The following is a 15,477-nucleotide window of genomic DNA, read 5'->3' on the forward strand; positions in this document are numbered from 1 at the left end:
TTAAAATTATTTGACGGTAGTAATTAATACGATCAAAGTGATTAAAGTACCCAGAACGGAAATAATCGGAGCAATTTCTCTGGCAGATTCGCTCAGCACTCTTCTTACAGGTTCGATATAGACTATATCGTTAGGTTCAACCTGAAGGTTTGCCTTTTTCATCCCTTCTATGGTTGATAAATCTACAATTGTCACATCAGGATTTTTTAAATCTCCTCTAATATGTCTGATATTAAAAGCTTTTCCGTTTTCCAGAATTCCACCGTAAAGAGCGATTACTTCTACCAGATTTAATTTTTGATTTTCAAGTGGAATTACCTTGCCTCCCTGGGGGCCAAGCACTATTACCCGTTTGTTCCCAAACTTGGTAATAACGAAAGGATCTTCATAAAATTTTGAATAGTGAAGACTTAAAAGGCTGTCTGCTTCTCTCAGTGTTTTCCCTAGTAGGGAAATTTCGCCAATCATCGGAAGTCTAACTTTTCCATCCTGACGGACAAGGTACTTTGGTCTCTCTACTCTGTTCTGGTAATTGTTCTGATTGATCATCATTTCATTGTTGGGATCAACCAGCCGTTCACCGCCGTTTGTATATATGGAAACTTCTAGATAGTCATTTTTTTGTATGAGATAAGTAGGAGTACCTTCTTTCAGAATTTGCCTTACCGAATCAACCACATATTCAGTCTCTGTCTTGAACATCCTGCTATGGTTAAACATTCTGCAGGAAAAGAGCCCGAATGTCAACTGAATACAAATAAAATAGAGAAGTAGTCTTTGAATACTCATACTATGAATGCATTCAGGGGAAAGTGATTTTCCCCTGAATTTTTATAATGACGAAAGAGAGAATAATTCTTTTAACGGTTTTAAAAGTTGGTCCTTATCAGAAACCAAAGGATTTTTTACCATCCAGTCTATATTTAAAGTCGGATCATTCCAGATGATACCAGACTCAGATTCTTTGTGATATAAATTGGTGCATTTGTAGAAAACAACACTTTCTTCCAATGCTGAAAAACCATGAGCAAAGCCTTCGGGAACATAAACCATATTGCATTTCTCCGAATCAAGTATAAACGTATCGTATTTGCCGAAAGTAGGAGAGTCTTTTCTTAGATCCACAGCCACATCCAAGATTTTCCCTTTTATAACCCTTACCAATTTACCCTGAGCATGCGGAGCATTCTGAAAATGAAGGCCTCTTACTACCCCTGGAATAGAATAAGACTGATTATCCTGAACGAAAGTGAGGTCCAGTCCATTGTCTTTAAAAACTTTTGTATTATAGGATTCAAAAAAGAAACCCCTGTCGTCTTTGAATACTCTTGGAGTTATTTCAAAAAGATCTTTAATGTAAGATTCTCTAAAGTGCATATGATCAAATTTAGTAAAGATTTTCAACTATTTTTATTTGCAAATTTGAAATAAGGGCAAATGAAAGAGCAAATGTATTATTTTCTCTCAAATTAATGTTTTTGCCCTGTTTTCGCTGCTAAAATTTGCATAATTGCAGCTTCATAAGTCTTAATAACTATTTTTTCATCAAATTGCTTTTGAGCTTTTTCCCTGGATTTGATAGCCATTTTTGAATAGGCTTCTTCCGGCAGGTTGTACAAGGCTTCCATCTTCACTGCAAGATCTTGAGGGTCCTTAGCTTTGCACAGAAAGCCATTAATCCCATCCTCGACAACTTCCCTGCAACCAGGTACATCTGTAGTAACTATGGGAATTCCGCATGAAGCAGCTTCCAGCAGACTTTTGGAAGTCCCTTCCCTGTAACTTGGCAAAACCACGCAATCAGCTTCCTGATATAGTTTCAGAGAATTTTTTTCAAATCCTTTATATTCAACTAAACCTCTGCTGATCCAATCTTCCAACTGAGCAGGAAGGATGCCTAGTTTTGCTTCTTCATCTAGGCTGCCTGCAAGCATAAATATAGCATCCAGCCTTGGCTTGATTAATTCTATTGCTTTGATGTATTCAATAATTCCTTTATCATAAAGCAGCCTTGCCATAAGCAAAAACCTGAAGGGCTTTCCCTTTCTATATTCCCTGAAAGGGCGAAATTTTTCTGTATCAACCCCAGATCCAGGGACCAGGGCAGTTTTATTGATAGCTATCAGATTTTTTTTGACAAATAAGCTTCTGTCATCTTCATTTTGGAAAAATACTTTTTGGGGAAATCTGAATGCCAATCTGTAAAGAGTTTTGGCAATTTTTGTGGAAATATTATCATGCAAAAAAACAGTACCAAGCCCGGAGACATTGTTAATTACCGGAATTCCCAGGCTTGCCGCAGCCAAAGTCCCATAAATATTAGGCTTGATGGTATAGTGCAAAATGAGATCGGGCTTGATTTTTTTATAAACAGATCTGAGTGTCAGCATGTAGCGGAAGTCGTTGAGGACGCTGCTACCTTTACTTTGCACACTTACGGGAAAATATTTAAGGCCAGCGCGGATAAGCTCAGGGGAATACTCGTCTTCAGGAGAAATTGCATACACCTCAAAACCACAATTCATTAAATGTCTGGCAAGTCCCAATCGGAAATTGAAGATATTCCAGCTGGAATTAACAGAAATCGCAATTTTCATTATCCTGTAACCTCTATAAATTAGATTTTTTACAAACTAAAAATTAATTTTGGGTTGAAACAAATATAATTTTATGGATAAAGGCTTTTTGCACACACATAATCTCGTGGTGGTGATCTTCTTGATCACATTTATTATTAAAACGGTTCTTTTACTGTTAAATAAATACGAGCAACTCGATAAAATAAGAGAAAAGACCAAGGTTTTGGAAATGATTATGGGTACCCTTATCCTGATTACCGGAGGATATTTACTTTACGCGACGAAAAATACCCAACCTTATATTATTGCTAAAATTGTTATTGTGCTGGCTTGTATTCCTTTAGGAATTGTCGGTCTTAAAAAGAAAAACAAAGCATTGACTGTAATTGCATTATTGGGATTCCTTTATGTATTAGGCATTGCACTTACAAAAAGCTTAACATTGACAAAACAAAAAATCGAAGTTCCAGCCTCTGTTTCTGAGGAATCTTCAGCAGCTTCTGAAGAAATAATTCAGGAAAATGCTGACAATGGTCTTCGCAATGCTAAAGCTATATTTGAGAAGGAATGCGCAAGATGTCATGGTGTAGATGGGAAACAAGGTCTTGCAGGGGCAAAAGATCTTACCGTTTCTCAGCTTACTGATGCTGAGAAGAAGGAAATGATCCTTAAAGGAAAAGGTTTAATGGCTGGCTATGAAGGCAGACTAACAGAACAGGAAGTAGATAATCTGGTTCTGTATGTTAATACATTAAAGAAATAGTTTTTTCTCTATTTCGAATAAGACGCAAAGAATTATTGTTGCTTTTAGGTGATGAAAACAAATACAGGAAACGAGACAAAAAAGGCAGTAGAAACAGCGATACTTGTAGCGCTTATTCATAAAAGACAACCGCAGGACAGGGCTAAGGAATACCTTGAAGAATTGGCATTTCTTGCCAGCACTGCAGGAGTAGAGACACTTGCATGGTTTACCCAAAAGGTAGACCATCCTGATCGTCGTACCTTTATAGGTAAAGGTAAGCTCGAGGAGATACAGGCATATGTGACCGCTCATTCTGTGAGCAGAGTGATTTTTGATGATGACCTTTCTCCCTCTCAACTAAAAAACCTGGAGAATGAGCTTAAGGTAAGAATATACGATCGCAGTCTCCTTATTCTTGAAATTTTCATGAACAGGGCACAGACCGCACAAGCCAGAACTCAGGTAGAACTTGCCCGTTATCAATACCTGTTGCCCCGTCTTACAAGAATGTGGACGCACCTTGAGAGACAAAGAGGAGGTACAGGTACAAGGGGTGGATCAGGAGAGAAAGAGATAGAAACAGATAAACGTGTTATCCGTGATCAGATCACGCTTCTGAAAGAGAAGCTGAAAAAGATCGACATGCAAAATGCTACTCAGAGAAAATCAAGGACAGATATTGTAAGGGTTGCATTGGTAGGATATACAAATGTTGGTAAATCAACGCTTATGAACCTGCTTTCCAAGTCTGATGTATTTGCTGAAAATAAGCTTTTTGCAACAGTCGATGCTACAGTTAGAAAGATCAATTATCTGAATATTCCATACCTGCTTTCTGACACAGTAGGTTTTATAAGAAAACTTCCGACAACGTTGATTGAAAGTTTCAAGTCAACATTAGATGAAGTAAGGGAAGCAGATATTTTGATTCATGTTGTGGACATTAGCCATCCGTCGTTTGAAGAGCATATCGAAGTTGTAAATGCTACGCTGGCGGATATAAAAGCAGCAGATAAGCCTGTAATACTTGTATTCAATAAAATAGATCAATATCATCCGGAAGTTGAGCAAAGTGAGCTGGAAGGGGAGAAAACCAGTGAGGCAGAGGTTATAAAGGCTTCATTGGAGCATTTGAAGGCAAGTTACCTTAACAAAAACCAGTTTGCGACGGTATTTATCAGTGCGACACAGAGGGAGAATATCGATGAATTAAGAGAAATAATAGGAAAGAAAGTCAAGGAAAAGCATTTGATGATCTACCCGAATTATTTGATTTATTGAGGAAAATATATATTTTAGCAGCCTCATTTTCGAGGCCTCGTAGTTCAATGGATAGAATAGAAGTTTCCTAAACTTTTGATACAGGTTCGATTCCTGTCGAGGCTACAGAATACAGCAAGAGTTTGAGTATAGAGCAAGAGAAGTTTTCCTTCTGCGGCTGTTGCTCAGACTCTTGCTTTTTTATGGTTCCTTCGCCTGAGTCATTTTTCCAGATATTTTTGCCACTATAATTAAAGGAATTACGTTTATTTTATCTTTTACACTCATTGTAAAATGATTACTCTCAAGAGCAATGAAATATCAAGACATAAAACCTTCTAAAGAATTAGAGCCATATATTCATTCCTTTTGGGAATTGAAGGGCGAGGGCAACGACAATCAATGGGAGCGTACTTTTCCTGATGGATGCTCGGGGTTGATTATTAATTTAGGTGATACATGCAGAACCGATAATGGCTTGGTTTCTATGGCTCATGGGAAAACATATGCTGTAGGAACAATGACTTCCTTTAAGGATAGCTTTATTGATGCTAACACCCATCTGTTGGGTGTATGCCTGAAACCAGCAGCATTTTCAGTTTTCTATAACTTTGCCCCTCAAAATGAATTGATAAACTCAACAATAGAGTTTGAGCCTCGACATTCATTTAACCTTGAAAAAATCAATAAGCATTCCTTAAAATATCTCAACAGATTTTTTATTGATAGGACTATGACCAAGCACCGGCCTCTAAAGTCAGTTATTGAAGATATTCATAAATCAAATGGTCAACTTAGCATTTATGAAATTTCAAGAAGAAACAATACAACTGTGAGACAATTAGAACGAAATTTTAAAATTCAAATAGGCATTACTCCCAAGGAGTTTTCAAATATTGTTCGCTTTCAAAATGCAATGTCAGTTATTAAAAATTCTGCTCAGGAACGAAGTCTATTAGACATTGCTTTTGAATGCGGTTATTATGACCATTCACATCTCACCAATGAAATAAAAAGAAATACAGGACTTGCACCATCTCAACTTTAATTTTGTCGCATTTCTCCAAAGTCTGATAATGGAATGGTTTCTAATTTTGCCCAAAACATGTTTATATGAGAAAGGTAATTTTAAATTTAGCAATGACCTTGGATGGCTTTATCGAAGGCCCTAACGCAGAAATCGATTGGTGTATAATGGACGATGATATGAACTTTGATGCTTTCATATCAAGCATTGACACTATATTTTATGGCAGAGTAAGTTATGATGCCTGGGGAAATTTTCAACCCGACGAGAATACAGGCCAGGCAGAAAAAATGATGTGGCAAGGAATTCATTCCAAGAGAAAATTTGTTTTTTCAAACCAAAGCAGACAAAGTGAAAAAGCCACTTTCATAACTTCAGACATAATAAATAAAGTAACAGAAATAAAAAAGCAAGAAGGCAAGGATATCTGGCTTTACGGAGGAGCAAGCCTTATAAAGACATTTATAAATTCGGGACTTATTGATATCTATAAAATTTCTGTACATCCTGTAGCTTTGGGTAATGGAAAGCCTTTATTTGAAGATTTAAAAGAACGCATCAACTTGAAATTAATTAAGACTGATGTTTTTAGATCAGGAGTTGTACAATTTACTTATGAGCCAGAGAATTTGAAGTAAGCCTGATTGGAGCAAGAGTGAGAGTAGAGAACTAGAGGATTTAGTCATCATCTGTTGCAGTTGCTCGAGCTCTTGCTTTTAATAGTTAAAGAATTTTCCTTTTCTACTTTCATAACTAAACGCTGATATGATACATGGAATCAAATGATTTTTGAAGTGACTGGCCGACTTCAATGATATAGCCATCGGGATCTTTCATGTAACATCTCATTTCCCATCCATGATTATTTAAGGGCTCAGTCAGGAAAGTTGCACCCTTTTCTTTCCATTCTCTATAGCATAACTGGATATCCGCAACTCTTAAATTTAAAAAGCTATCTACTTTATTTGAGTTTTGAGGAGCCTCTAAAATAGTATCAGGTTTATCGGGTGTTGGTCCTCCTCCTGAATTTAAAATTAACCATGAATTTGACAGTTTGATCACACAGGGATTTTCTTTTACAATTACAGTTCCTCCAAGTACTTCAGAATAAAAGTTAGCAGATATTGCCTGGTCTCTAACTGTTAAAAAATGAGTAACATAAAATCCTTTTTCGGGGATTGGAACATTTGGTGGTATCATATTGAAATAATTTTTTTAATGTAACCACCCGTATACATCTTTGTTTAGTTGGCTATTCTTTCAAGCCCTTTAGTGTTGCAAAAAATATTGCAGTGGACCTAGGTAAAAGAGCTATTTACCTTAAGTCGAATATAGGTATAGAAATTTACCCTATAGCCCTCATTTGTAATAGGTTTGTCGAGTATTGCGATTGTCTAGCAATACTTATATTTTTAAATCTGTTCTCATTAAAGAAATATAATCGCTCTATCATTGATTCTTTTGGAACACTGGAATCAGTGGAGGAAAATCAGCAGTTTGAGCTAGAGTAAATACGTTTCGAAAAATTTATTGGTATTTTAATGTTAATTAGTGTATCAATCAGAATAATTAAGTTTCCAGCTATGTTGAGACTAAGCCAATGAGGAGCATTTGAAATGAAATACATAGCCTTAATAGTATTCGTAATAGTTCAAATATTATTTCTTCCTTTGTCAATCATCGGAGTTGTGATACTTGCATACAAACAACTTTCTGTAAGCAAAAAATTGGGTGTTTCTGCAACGGCCTTATCTGCTCTTGGAGGAAGAGTTACCGCAAACATTTTAGGAATACGCAAAGATGAACTCTCAGGAAGATTATACGCTGCATTACCGACTGCTTCTATAGTTGGTTTTTGGTTGTATTTCTTTCCGACTTACATTCGCTACAGAATTTATCCTGCAAGATTCGAAGAAGGAAAAGAAACATTGACAAGTTTAGTGAATAGTATTCCAGCGAGCCGTAGTGTGTATTTTGACAAAATTATTGAAAAGCAAAAGAATAACGTTACACAATTCGTAGTAATGGGCGCAGGCTATGATATGAGAAGTTATGGCGATTTGAAGAAAAGTAATTTGAAGTTCTTTGAACTTGACAAAGCGAACACTCAAAAAATCAAAATTGAGAGTTTGGATAAAGCGAACATTGATTATTCTCATGTTGCTTTCGTTGATATAGATTTTACTACTGAAAAATGGTATGAAAAACTGGAAAAATCAGGTTATGATAGAAATAAGAAATCGCTCTTTTTGTGGGAAGGTGTAACTCTGTATCTTTCTGAAAACGACGTGCGGAAAACGATAAAAGAAATCAAACAACATATCAGTTCTGGAAGTGTAATGGTAACTGATTTTTATGACAAAAGATTTACCTTGATTGAAGGTATTAAAATGACCAATGAAATGTTCTATTTCACTCTAGACTTTTCCAAGAATGCAGAATCAGTATTGAAAGCGTTTGTTAAAAGTGAAAATTTGAAGTTAGGGGACTTTTTTTTTATGGGACATAAATTAAAAGAAGGCGGTGCTGTTGGTGTCGTAACTGAAATTCTTTTGTAAGAATTATTTTGCTTCTTATGGCAAGAATTTATCACTTAAAATTTGCGACTTTTGCTAATCCTTTTGTGTCCAAAATAATAATTGCCCTACCTTCTGTCCTGATTAAACTTTCATCCTTAAAGTTATGTAAAAGCCTCACCAGCGTTTCTTTTGCAGTTCCTACAATGCCTGCCAAATCGTCTCTTGATAATGTAATATGGATTATATCATTAACAATATTCTCTTTATACTTATCTTTCAAGATAAGTAGAGCTAATGCCAACCGTTCTCTTACTGATTTTTGAGATTGTATAGCAATGCTATTTATAAGTACACTAAATTCATGACTTAAATTTTTTAATAAATGATTAGATAACACGGAAGAGATATTTAATACTTTTAAAAAATCGTCTTTAGGAATCATAGATATAATAGAGTCTTCCATAGTAGCTGCAGAATCAGAATAATATTCTTCTGACAATAGAGCATGATATCCAATCAATTCTTTTTCTTTACAGACATAAAAGATTTGTTCCTTACCATCAATACCAGTTTTATATTTTTTCACTTTCCCTTGCTTCACTATAAAGATACCCAACGGCAATCCTCCTTCTTGAAATATGATCTGTCCTTGCTTATACTTTAAGGTCACCATGCGAGAGTTCAATAGTTCAAGTTCCCCTTCAGATAGATTATCAAAAATTGAATCATTGTTGAAATAAAATTGATCTATTGGTATTAGATTCATATTAAGTAAACAAGCTATTTAAATTCTTATCAAAATTAATATATAAATAAAATTCTAATTCAATATAAGGATAATATCGCAAAATACATATTAAGTCAATGATTCCATTGATTTTAATCAATGGAATAGATGATCCAATAAGCTAATTTTATATTCTTAAAATTATTTAGATAATGCTTGTATGATAAGAGCTTTACGATATAATCTTCCTGTAAAAGACGAAGAATTTGACAAAATTTATCCGTTAGAAATTCAAGCAAAGTCACAAAAGCATTGGACTCCCATTAATGTAGCAAAAAAGGCTGCCGAATTTTTAGTAACGAAACCCAATATCAAAATTTTAGATATTGGATCGGGTGTAGGAAAATTTTGCATTGTAGGAGCACAAACTTCTTCTGGAGTCTTTTATGGAGTTGAGCAAAGAAAAGATCTTGTTGACCTTTCCCAAAAAATAATCGAAGAATATAATATAAGTAATATAAACATTATTCATGCTAATATTACTTCCATTGATTTTTCAAAGTTTGATGCCTTTTATTTCTTCAATTCATTTTATGAAAACATTGAAGTTGACTGTAAAATTGATGATAGAATAAAATTATCAATTCAGAAATATGTTCAGTATAAAAACTATTTACAAACTCAATTTTCTAAAATGCCATTAGGAACCAGAATTGCTACCTATTCTGGCTTTGATACAGAAATCCCTTCTTGTTTTACTTTGATTAAAGCAGAAAACAATTTTAGTCTTAAATATTGGCTAAAAGATAAAGAAGAAACGACTATTCCTATTCATCTTTAATAAAATGCGAGCATTAAAAATTACCAAACAAATAACGAATAGACAATCCGATTCCATTGAAAAGTATTTATTCGAAATTAGTAAGATTCCTTTAATAAACGCAGAAGAAGAAGTTAAGCTAGCTCAAAAGATAAAGAACGGTGATGCCATTGCGCTAGAACGATTAGTTCAAGCGAATCTTAGATTTGTTGTTTCGGTCGCAAAGCAGTATCAGCATTCAAGACTTACTCTTGGAGATCTTATTAATGAAGGAAACCTTGGGTTAATTAAAGCTGCTCAACGGTTCGATGAGTCAAGAGGTTTTAAATTTATCTCTTATGCTGTGTGGTGGATACGTCAAAGCATCATGCATGCAGTTTCCGAAAATTCAAGAATTGTAAGAGTGCCGCAAAATCAAATAGGTGCACTAATTAAAATCAATAATACCAGTTCCACGCTAGAACAAAAGTTTGAACGAGAGCCCTCTCTGGAAGAATTATCTGTTGTACTAAATATTCCAACAATGGAACTCTCTCAGATTTTAAAAACAGATATGAAGCAAGCGTCAATTGATGCTCCATTTGAATCAAACTCAGATTACTGCTTGTTAGATCTGCTAGAGGACAATACAATTCTTAATCCAGATTTTGAATTACATCAAACATCATTAAAAGAAGATATAAGAAGAGCCGTTTCGAAACTCCCCAAGCAAATGGGAACTGTGGTTACGCTATATTATGGTTTAAACGGAACTACTCCGATGATGTTAGAAGACATAGGTAAGGAAATGAACATTTCAAGGGAAAGAGTTAGACAAATAAAAAATCAGGCACTAAAAAGACTAATGACTGCTTCTTTCAGTAATACATTAAAAAGTCATTATGTATAAAATGTGACTAAGCTCTAGCTCAATAAACTTATAGATTAAAGATAAGATCAAAGTGAAATGGCTAGTTTTCATTAAATGAAACCTAGTGATTTAATCAATAGGTTTATGAGTAGAAGATCTCATTACCTTATTAGGATGTTTATAAATTGCATTCTTATCATATTTAACAGAAATATAGATATGGATTACCCTAGCATATCTAAAAATAAATGGCAGCAGTATAATTAATTGAATAGTATAAAGTGATATGAAACTAAATGGAGACAGGTCTAACCATAGACCTAATACTAAAAAATTCATTACAAATATTGTCACCCAAATTATATAGGTACAATACATCGCTTTATAATAAAATCCAGGCTCAGGTTCTGTTTTTTGCCCGCAACAAGAACATTCTTCCGGCATTTCAACTACTCGCTTTATTCTATAAGGATTAGAATATATGAATAAATTGCCCCTATGACATTTGGGACATTTGCATTTTATCAATGAACTTATTGTATCTAGCATTCTTACTCTATTCCCAATATTAAATCAATTTTTATTTAACCACTTTGAGAAGCGTGTACCACTTTCCCCAAAATTATTTCTTAATGTGAATGACAACTCAATTTGGAACACCCTCTAAGGAGTTAATTAAAGAATCTGTGTTTGCTGATTAAATAATCATCTTTATTGCATTATATCTTCTCGTACAAATATGATCATTGGTCGTGTATATAAGAATGAAAATTTTGCCTATGCAGATTTCCGTACGAAATTTTCCTACAATTCTACTTAAGATAAATAACTCAAATAAAAAATTTAAATATGTTTATTTTATATTTAACTTCTTCCCATGGTCAGTTTCATTATAAGCAGGATTTGCTTTCATCTTTATCACCAAATCATTTAAGAATTTAAACATCTTTTCTTTTTTTATCTCTAATTCACTCCCTGATCTGTCACCTCGTATATCTGTCTTTATATCTAAAATTAAAGCACTCATTGAAGATACTTCGGCAGGAGTTATACCCAAAGATCCTCCTATAGATTTCAATTGATCAGAAAAATTTTTCAACCAAGAAAGCAATTGGTCATCTGTTTTTGGCAAATATTCTATCATAATTATGATTTATTTGATTCAACAATAGGCATGCAAGATCCATCATGCATTAAAGGGTTCTTAGGGAATTCTTTGAAATGGAACCAAAATCCAATGCCCTGAAAGTATTTCTTTATTATTTGAAATAGGGAACAACTTATACTTTCCTTATAGCCTATATCAAATGGATTCGGTATAATTAAATCGGAGACAAAGTTAAAAGTTTGAATTCATATAGACATTGACAAAAGTCAATCGACTCGTTGATTTATGTAGGCCAAATTTGATTTATCTATTTAACAATTCTTGGGCTCATGGGTCATATGGACTGTAGGTTTCACTATTCTTTCGAGGGGAGGTTGATTGAGGAGATACAGGTTCCCTATTCCTTGCAAATCCTCATTGGGTTAATAATTGGTATGATTCTAAAGGCTTCGATCGTGCTGAAGCTAATGGGTATTTTGTCAAATATGGATATAAAGTGATTTATCCGAACATTGGGGTTTTTAATTTTTTAAAATTTTTGAATCAAATACAACTAATACACTGCTCAATTTTGTTATAGATGAAAGAGATAACAGGAGAAAGGAGGAGGTGTAAAATGGGTGTATTAGATACAGTTAAAAATGTGGGGGAATCAGTTACCTCCAAAGGTTCAGAGGTGGAAGCAGCGGTTGATGTTAACCTGGACAACAAAGATCTGTTACCAAAAGAAGGAAAACTGGCTGAACAAACTACAGGAGCTTTGACAAATGCCCTCGCTCCAGTGGCGGAAATGGGGACAGAAGCAGCAGCAAGTGCTATTGTTGCTTTCCTTAAAACTGATGAAGGGAAAAAAGTAGTAATGCCAATAGCAAAACATTACCTAAAGAAATACTGGTGGGCAGTAGCAGGAATTGCAGCTTTCGAAGTAATTGGAATTTTTGCAACAATAAGATTCTCCCTTTTGAGGAGATAGATTTTCCAGAAGTTCATATTTAGTAAGTGAAATAATTCAATCCCAATAGTACTCATTTGTTGCAATGAGAATTATTGGGATTGTCATTATATATAGCAACTTCTTTTAATTCACTTTTATTCCCATTACCAATATATCATCAATCTGCTTCTCTTTCGTTCCCTTCCAGTCTTCAATAGTTTTATTCAGGATATCCTTCTGCTTATTGAAGGGCTCTCTATGAATTTTCAAGAGCAGATCTTTTAAATTTTTTACCATAAATTTCTTGCTTTCCGGCCCTCCAAACTGATCTTCGTATCCATCTGAGAATAGATAGATATGAGTATCACCATCGTAAGAGACGATATGTTTGGTAAAATCTCTATGGGCCTGTCCTTGAGAGCCACCTATTGGATGCTTGTCACCTTTTAAATGTTCAAGCTCTCCGTTTTTGATTACGATCAATGGATTCTTTGCACCTGCAAATTCAATGGTTTTATCTTTGCGATTAATCACGCATAAGGCCATGTCCATGCCATCCTTATTATCATTCTTATCTTGTTGAAGGGCAGACCTTACATTTTTATTAAGCTCAGTGAGTATTAAATGGGGCTCATAAATTTTATTGTATACAATCATGTTTAGTAAATTGTATCCAACCATAGACATCAACGCTCCGGGAACACCATGACCTGTACAATCGGCAGCAACAACTATAACTTTATTATCCTCATTTCTTTCATCACCATCACTAACATTAAAGAACCAATAAAAATCTCCGCTCACTATATCCTTCGGTTTGAAGAGAATGAAAGAATCATCAAATAGATGCTGATAGTTACTCTCATTTGGCAGCATTGCATTCTGAATTTTCTGAGCATAGTTGATCGAATTGGTAATGTTGTCGTGCTGATGTTTTATCACACCTAGTTGTTTCTCAATCTGATCGCTATATTGTCGCTTTTGGCGTAAGTTTTTATAAATCACATAAGCTAATACAGAGAGGGTTATTATACCTAAAATTAAAGAAGCGATTATTGCTGTAATAAACCTATGTCGGGCGTCTTTCTCCTTAATCTCAAGTTCCTGATTTTTTAATCTTGATTCCTGCTCTTTAATTTTCAAATCTTCAATTTCTTTTTCTTTTTTTAATAAATCTATTTGAGCAAGATGTTCCTTATTTTTTAAATCGAGAAGATCCAGAGAGTCTTTGGTTTTGCGTAGTGAATCAGTTTGTCTGTTAAGCTCTTCTTCTGTCTGTTCCTTAATCCATTCGGCATTAAGAGTTTGTTCTCTAAGCTTAGACATTTCCAATTCATCCTTTCTCGATTGCTTTTCCAGCTGTTTCTTTTCTGCTGCCGTTTTAATAAGATTCAACCAATAGGTATACTCTTCTTCTTTTTTACGAGCTCCTGTTTTATGATTGAACTTTACTAGTAATTCATAAGTCTTTGCTAACAGCTTTTCATCTCCGCAGATCTTTGCTGTCTCAATTATTTTTTCAAGTTCGGTAATTGCCTTTTTAGTTTTACCAGACTTATCATGTAATTCTGCAGTTTCTATTGCTTTTATTACAATTGATCGTTTATCCTCTACACCAGTTCCCGAACTACTTTTTTTATCAGCTCCTTCAACGGGTTGAAAAAGGAAAAGAGTAATAAGAAAAATGAATGAGCCAATGTTCCTCATATACAATATTATCGTTAATGCTCTACCTATAATGCAACACTTATAAGAGTATTTAAACGAAATCGGAGTTTGAAGGGAGGGATGTTGTAAGTTTTATTAAATTAGTTGTAAAAAATTGAATGTAATGCCACCGGCTTTAAATGCCCTGTGATCAATTAAAGTGGGCATTTTAACTTATCAACTTAATACTTTTGTTGATTAATGTAAAAGTCACTGTTGGCATAAAGTTTACACGATATTATTCCTTCAGACGCATATTGCTTTCACATTCTTAATATTTTGGTTAAATATAATGTTTACGGGCCCATGAGGAATTTTTGGATAGAAAGAGCATTGATTTCTGTTTCAGAAAGGAGGTAATGCTCCTAAAAAATCTCCAATTAGTTATATAATAGTTTTTTTTCTGCTAATTCTAATCATTTTCTAATCTGAGCTTTAGGGCATCTTAATGTGGAGATTATATTTTTGCTTAACCACAAATTATTTTGGTATTGAAATTTAAGCTGTAAAAAGTAAAGATATGAAGACATTAACCAAAGAAATGCAAGCTGCCATAACGCCTCAACAGGCTTTTCAGCTTTTAAAAAAGGGCAATGAGCGATTTATTAATAATCTGAAGGCTAATCGTAACTTACTACAACAGGTAAATGAAACTTCTGACGGACAACATCCTTTTGCTGTAATTCTGAGTTGCATAGATTCGCGCACTTCTGCTGAATTAATATTTGATCAGGGACTTGGAGACATTTTCAGTATTCGTATTGCAGGAAATATCTTAAACGAGGATATACTTGGAAGTATGGAGTTTGCATGTAAATTGGCAGGAGCGAAGATTATAGTTGTATTGGGACATTCAAAGTGTGGAGCAATCAAAGGTGCTTGCGATAATGCTAAATTGGGGAACCTCACAACGTTGTTAGATAAAATACAACCAGCTATTGATGCTGAAGATACTGTTAGGGAAAATCGCAGTTCATCTAACGCAGAGTTTGTTGAGAAGGTCGCTGATCTTAATGTAAAGCTTACGGTAAACGCTATTACAGAAAGAAGTCCTATACTTAGAGATATGATCCAAAATGGTTTAGTTAGTTTGGTTGGTGGTATGTATGATGTCGGATCAGGATTGGTGACCTTTTACGATGAAGAAACTTCAGATACCAATGCCAAAATGGTAGCTGAAGAAAGTCTTATCAAATAATCC

The 15,477-nt window shown here is 34.5% G+C and carries 17 protein-coding genes and 1 tRNA gene; 10 read left to right on the forward strand and 8 right to left on the reverse strand.

Features of this window, described 5'->3' with window-relative positions; translation table 11 throughout:
- Positions 1–6: 6 nt before the first annotated feature.
- From J7604_RS17240 to J7604_RS17250, 3 genes are all read right to left on the reverse strand, one after another.
- Positions 7–702 carry a polysaccharide biosynthesis/export family protein gene (locus J7604_RS17240; RefSeq protein WP_293898151.1) on the reverse strand — a complete coding sequence of 232 codons (696 nt, stop codon included), beginning with the start codon at positions 700–702 and terminating at the stop codon, positions 7–9.
- A gap of 129 nt (positions 703–831) precedes the next feature.
- Complete coding sequence (gene rfbC / locus J7604_RS17245; RefSeq protein ID WP_293898154.1) at positions 832–1,377, reverse strand: dTDP-4-dehydrorhamnose 3,5-epimerase; 546 nt, start codon at positions 1,375–1,377, stop codon at positions 832–834.
- A 92-nt stretch (positions 1,378–1,469) separates the two neighbouring features.
- Positions 1,470–2,597: a glycosyltransferase family 4 protein gene (locus J7604_RS17250; RefSeq protein ID WP_293898157.1), complete on the reverse strand. Its 1,128-nt coding sequence runs from the start codon at positions 2,595–2,597 to the stop codon at positions 1,470–1,472.
- Positions 2,598–2,670: 73 nt separating this feature from the next.
- Here J7604_RS17250 and J7604_RS17255 point away from each other — a divergent pair, with 73 nt between their 5' ends.
- From J7604_RS17255 to J7604_RS17275, 5 genes are all read left to right on the forward strand, one after another.
- On the forward strand, positions 2,671–3,342 hold the full coding sequence (locus tag J7604_RS17255; RefSeq protein ID WP_293898160.1) for a SirB2 family protein: 672 nt from the start codon (positions 2,671–2,673) through the stop codon (positions 3,340–3,342).
- A 51-nt stretch (positions 3,343–3,393) separates the two neighbouring features.
- The gene (hflX, locus tag J7604_RS17260) at positions 3,394–4,605 is read left to right on the forward strand and encodes a GTPase HflX (RefSeq protein ID WP_293898163.1); all 1,212 of its coding nucleotides are present in this window, start codon (positions 3,394–3,396) and stop codon (positions 4,603–4,605) included.
- Positions 4,606–4,638: 33 nt separating this feature from the next.
- A tRNA-Arg gene (locus J7604_RS17265) sits at positions 4,639–4,710 on the forward strand.
- Between the two features lie 187 nt (positions 4,711–4,897).
- A complete protein-coding gene (locus J7604_RS17270; protein WP_293898165.1) occupies positions 4,898–5,632 on the forward strand; it encodes an AraC family transcriptional regulator in 735 nt (244 codons plus the stop codon).
- A 65-nt stretch (positions 5,633–5,697) separates the two neighbouring features.
- Entirely contained in the window at positions 5,698–6,249 is a 552-nt protein-coding gene (locus tag J7604_RS17275) for a dihydrofolate reductase family protein (RefSeq protein WP_293898167.1), read from the forward strand.
- A gap of 115 nt (positions 6,250–6,364) precedes the next feature.
- On the opposite strand, the gene J7604_RS17280 is transcribed toward J7604_RS17275, so the two are convergent.
- Positions 6,365–6,811 (reverse strand): VOC family protein, encoded by a 447-nt coding sequence (locus J7604_RS17280; RefSeq protein WP_293898170.1) that lies wholly within the window; start codon positions 6,809–6,811, stop codon positions 6,365–6,367.
- Positions 6,812–7,227: 416 nt separating this feature from the next.
- Between J7604_RS17280 and J7604_RS17285 the strand changes: the two genes are divergently transcribed.
- Positions 7,228–8,169, forward strand: a complete 942-nt coding sequence (locus J7604_RS17285; protein ID WP_293898173.1) for a class I SAM-dependent methyltransferase — start codon at positions 7,228–7,230, stop codon at positions 8,167–8,169.
- A 31-nt stretch (positions 8,170–8,200) separates the two neighbouring features.
- Here J7604_RS17285 and J7604_RS17290 read toward each other — a convergent pair whose 3' ends face one another.
- Entirely contained in the window at positions 8,201–8,896 is a 696-nt protein-coding gene (locus tag J7604_RS17290; protein WP_293898176.1) for a Crp/Fnr family transcriptional regulator, read from the reverse strand.
- Positions 8,897–9,077: 181 nt separating this feature from the next.
- Between J7604_RS17290 and J7604_RS17295 the strand changes: the two genes are divergently transcribed.
- Together J7604_RS17295 and J7604_RS17300 are read left to right on the forward strand one after the other, a co-directional pair.
- Complete coding sequence (locus J7604_RS17295) at positions 9,078–9,698, forward strand: class I SAM-dependent methyltransferase (protein WP_293898179.1); 621 nt, start codon at positions 9,078–9,080, stop codon at positions 9,696–9,698.
- A 4-nt stretch (positions 9,699–9,702) separates the two neighbouring features.
- A complete protein-coding gene (locus J7604_RS17300; RefSeq protein WP_293898182.1) occupies positions 9,703–10,566 on the forward strand; it encodes an RNA polymerase sigma factor RpoD/SigA in 864 nt (287 codons plus the stop codon).
- Positions 10,567–10,656: 90 nt separating this feature from the next.
- On the opposite strand, the gene J7604_RS27070 is transcribed toward J7604_RS17300, so the two are convergent.
- Together J7604_RS27070 and J7604_RS17305 are read right to left on the reverse strand one after the other, a co-directional pair.
- Entirely contained in the window at positions 10,657–11,076 is a 420-nt protein-coding gene (locus J7604_RS27070; protein ID WP_367113583.1) for a DUF983 domain-containing protein, read from the reverse strand.
- 304 nt (positions 11,077–11,380) lie between these two features.
- Positions 11,381–11,671 (reverse strand): hypothetical protein, encoded by a 291-nt coding sequence (locus J7604_RS17305; protein WP_293898185.1) that lies wholly within the window; start codon positions 11,669–11,671, stop codon positions 11,381–11,383.
- Positions 11,672–12,215: 544 nt separating this feature from the next.
- On the opposite strand from J7604_RS17305, the gene J7604_RS17310 reads away from it, so the two are divergent.
- Positions 12,216–12,608, forward strand: coding sequence for a hypothetical protein (locus J7604_RS17310; protein WP_293898188.1), 393 nt, complete (start codon positions 12,216–12,218; stop codon positions 12,606–12,608).
- Positions 12,609–12,713: 105 nt separating this feature from the next.
- Here the strand turns inward: J7604_RS17310 and J7604_RS17315 are convergent, their stop codons facing one another.
- A complete protein-coding gene (locus tag J7604_RS17315) occupies positions 12,714–14,276 on the reverse strand; it encodes a SpoIIE family protein phosphatase (RefSeq protein WP_293898191.1) in 1,563 nt (520 codons plus the stop codon).
- A gap of 520 nt (positions 14,277–14,796) precedes the next feature.
- On the opposite strand from J7604_RS17315, the gene J7604_RS17320 reads away from it, so the two are divergent.
- The gene (locus J7604_RS17320; protein ID WP_293898193.1) at positions 14,797–15,474 is read left to right on the forward strand and encodes a carbonic anhydrase family protein; all 678 of its coding nucleotides are present in this window, start codon (positions 14,797–14,799) and stop codon (positions 15,472–15,474) included.
- The last annotated feature ends 3 nt before the right edge of the window (positions 15,475–15,477 follow it).

This window comes from Sporocytophaga sp., assembly GCF_017745095.1.
Lineage (GTDB): Bacteria > Bacteroidota > Bacteroidia > Cytophagales > Cytophagaceae > Sporocytophaga.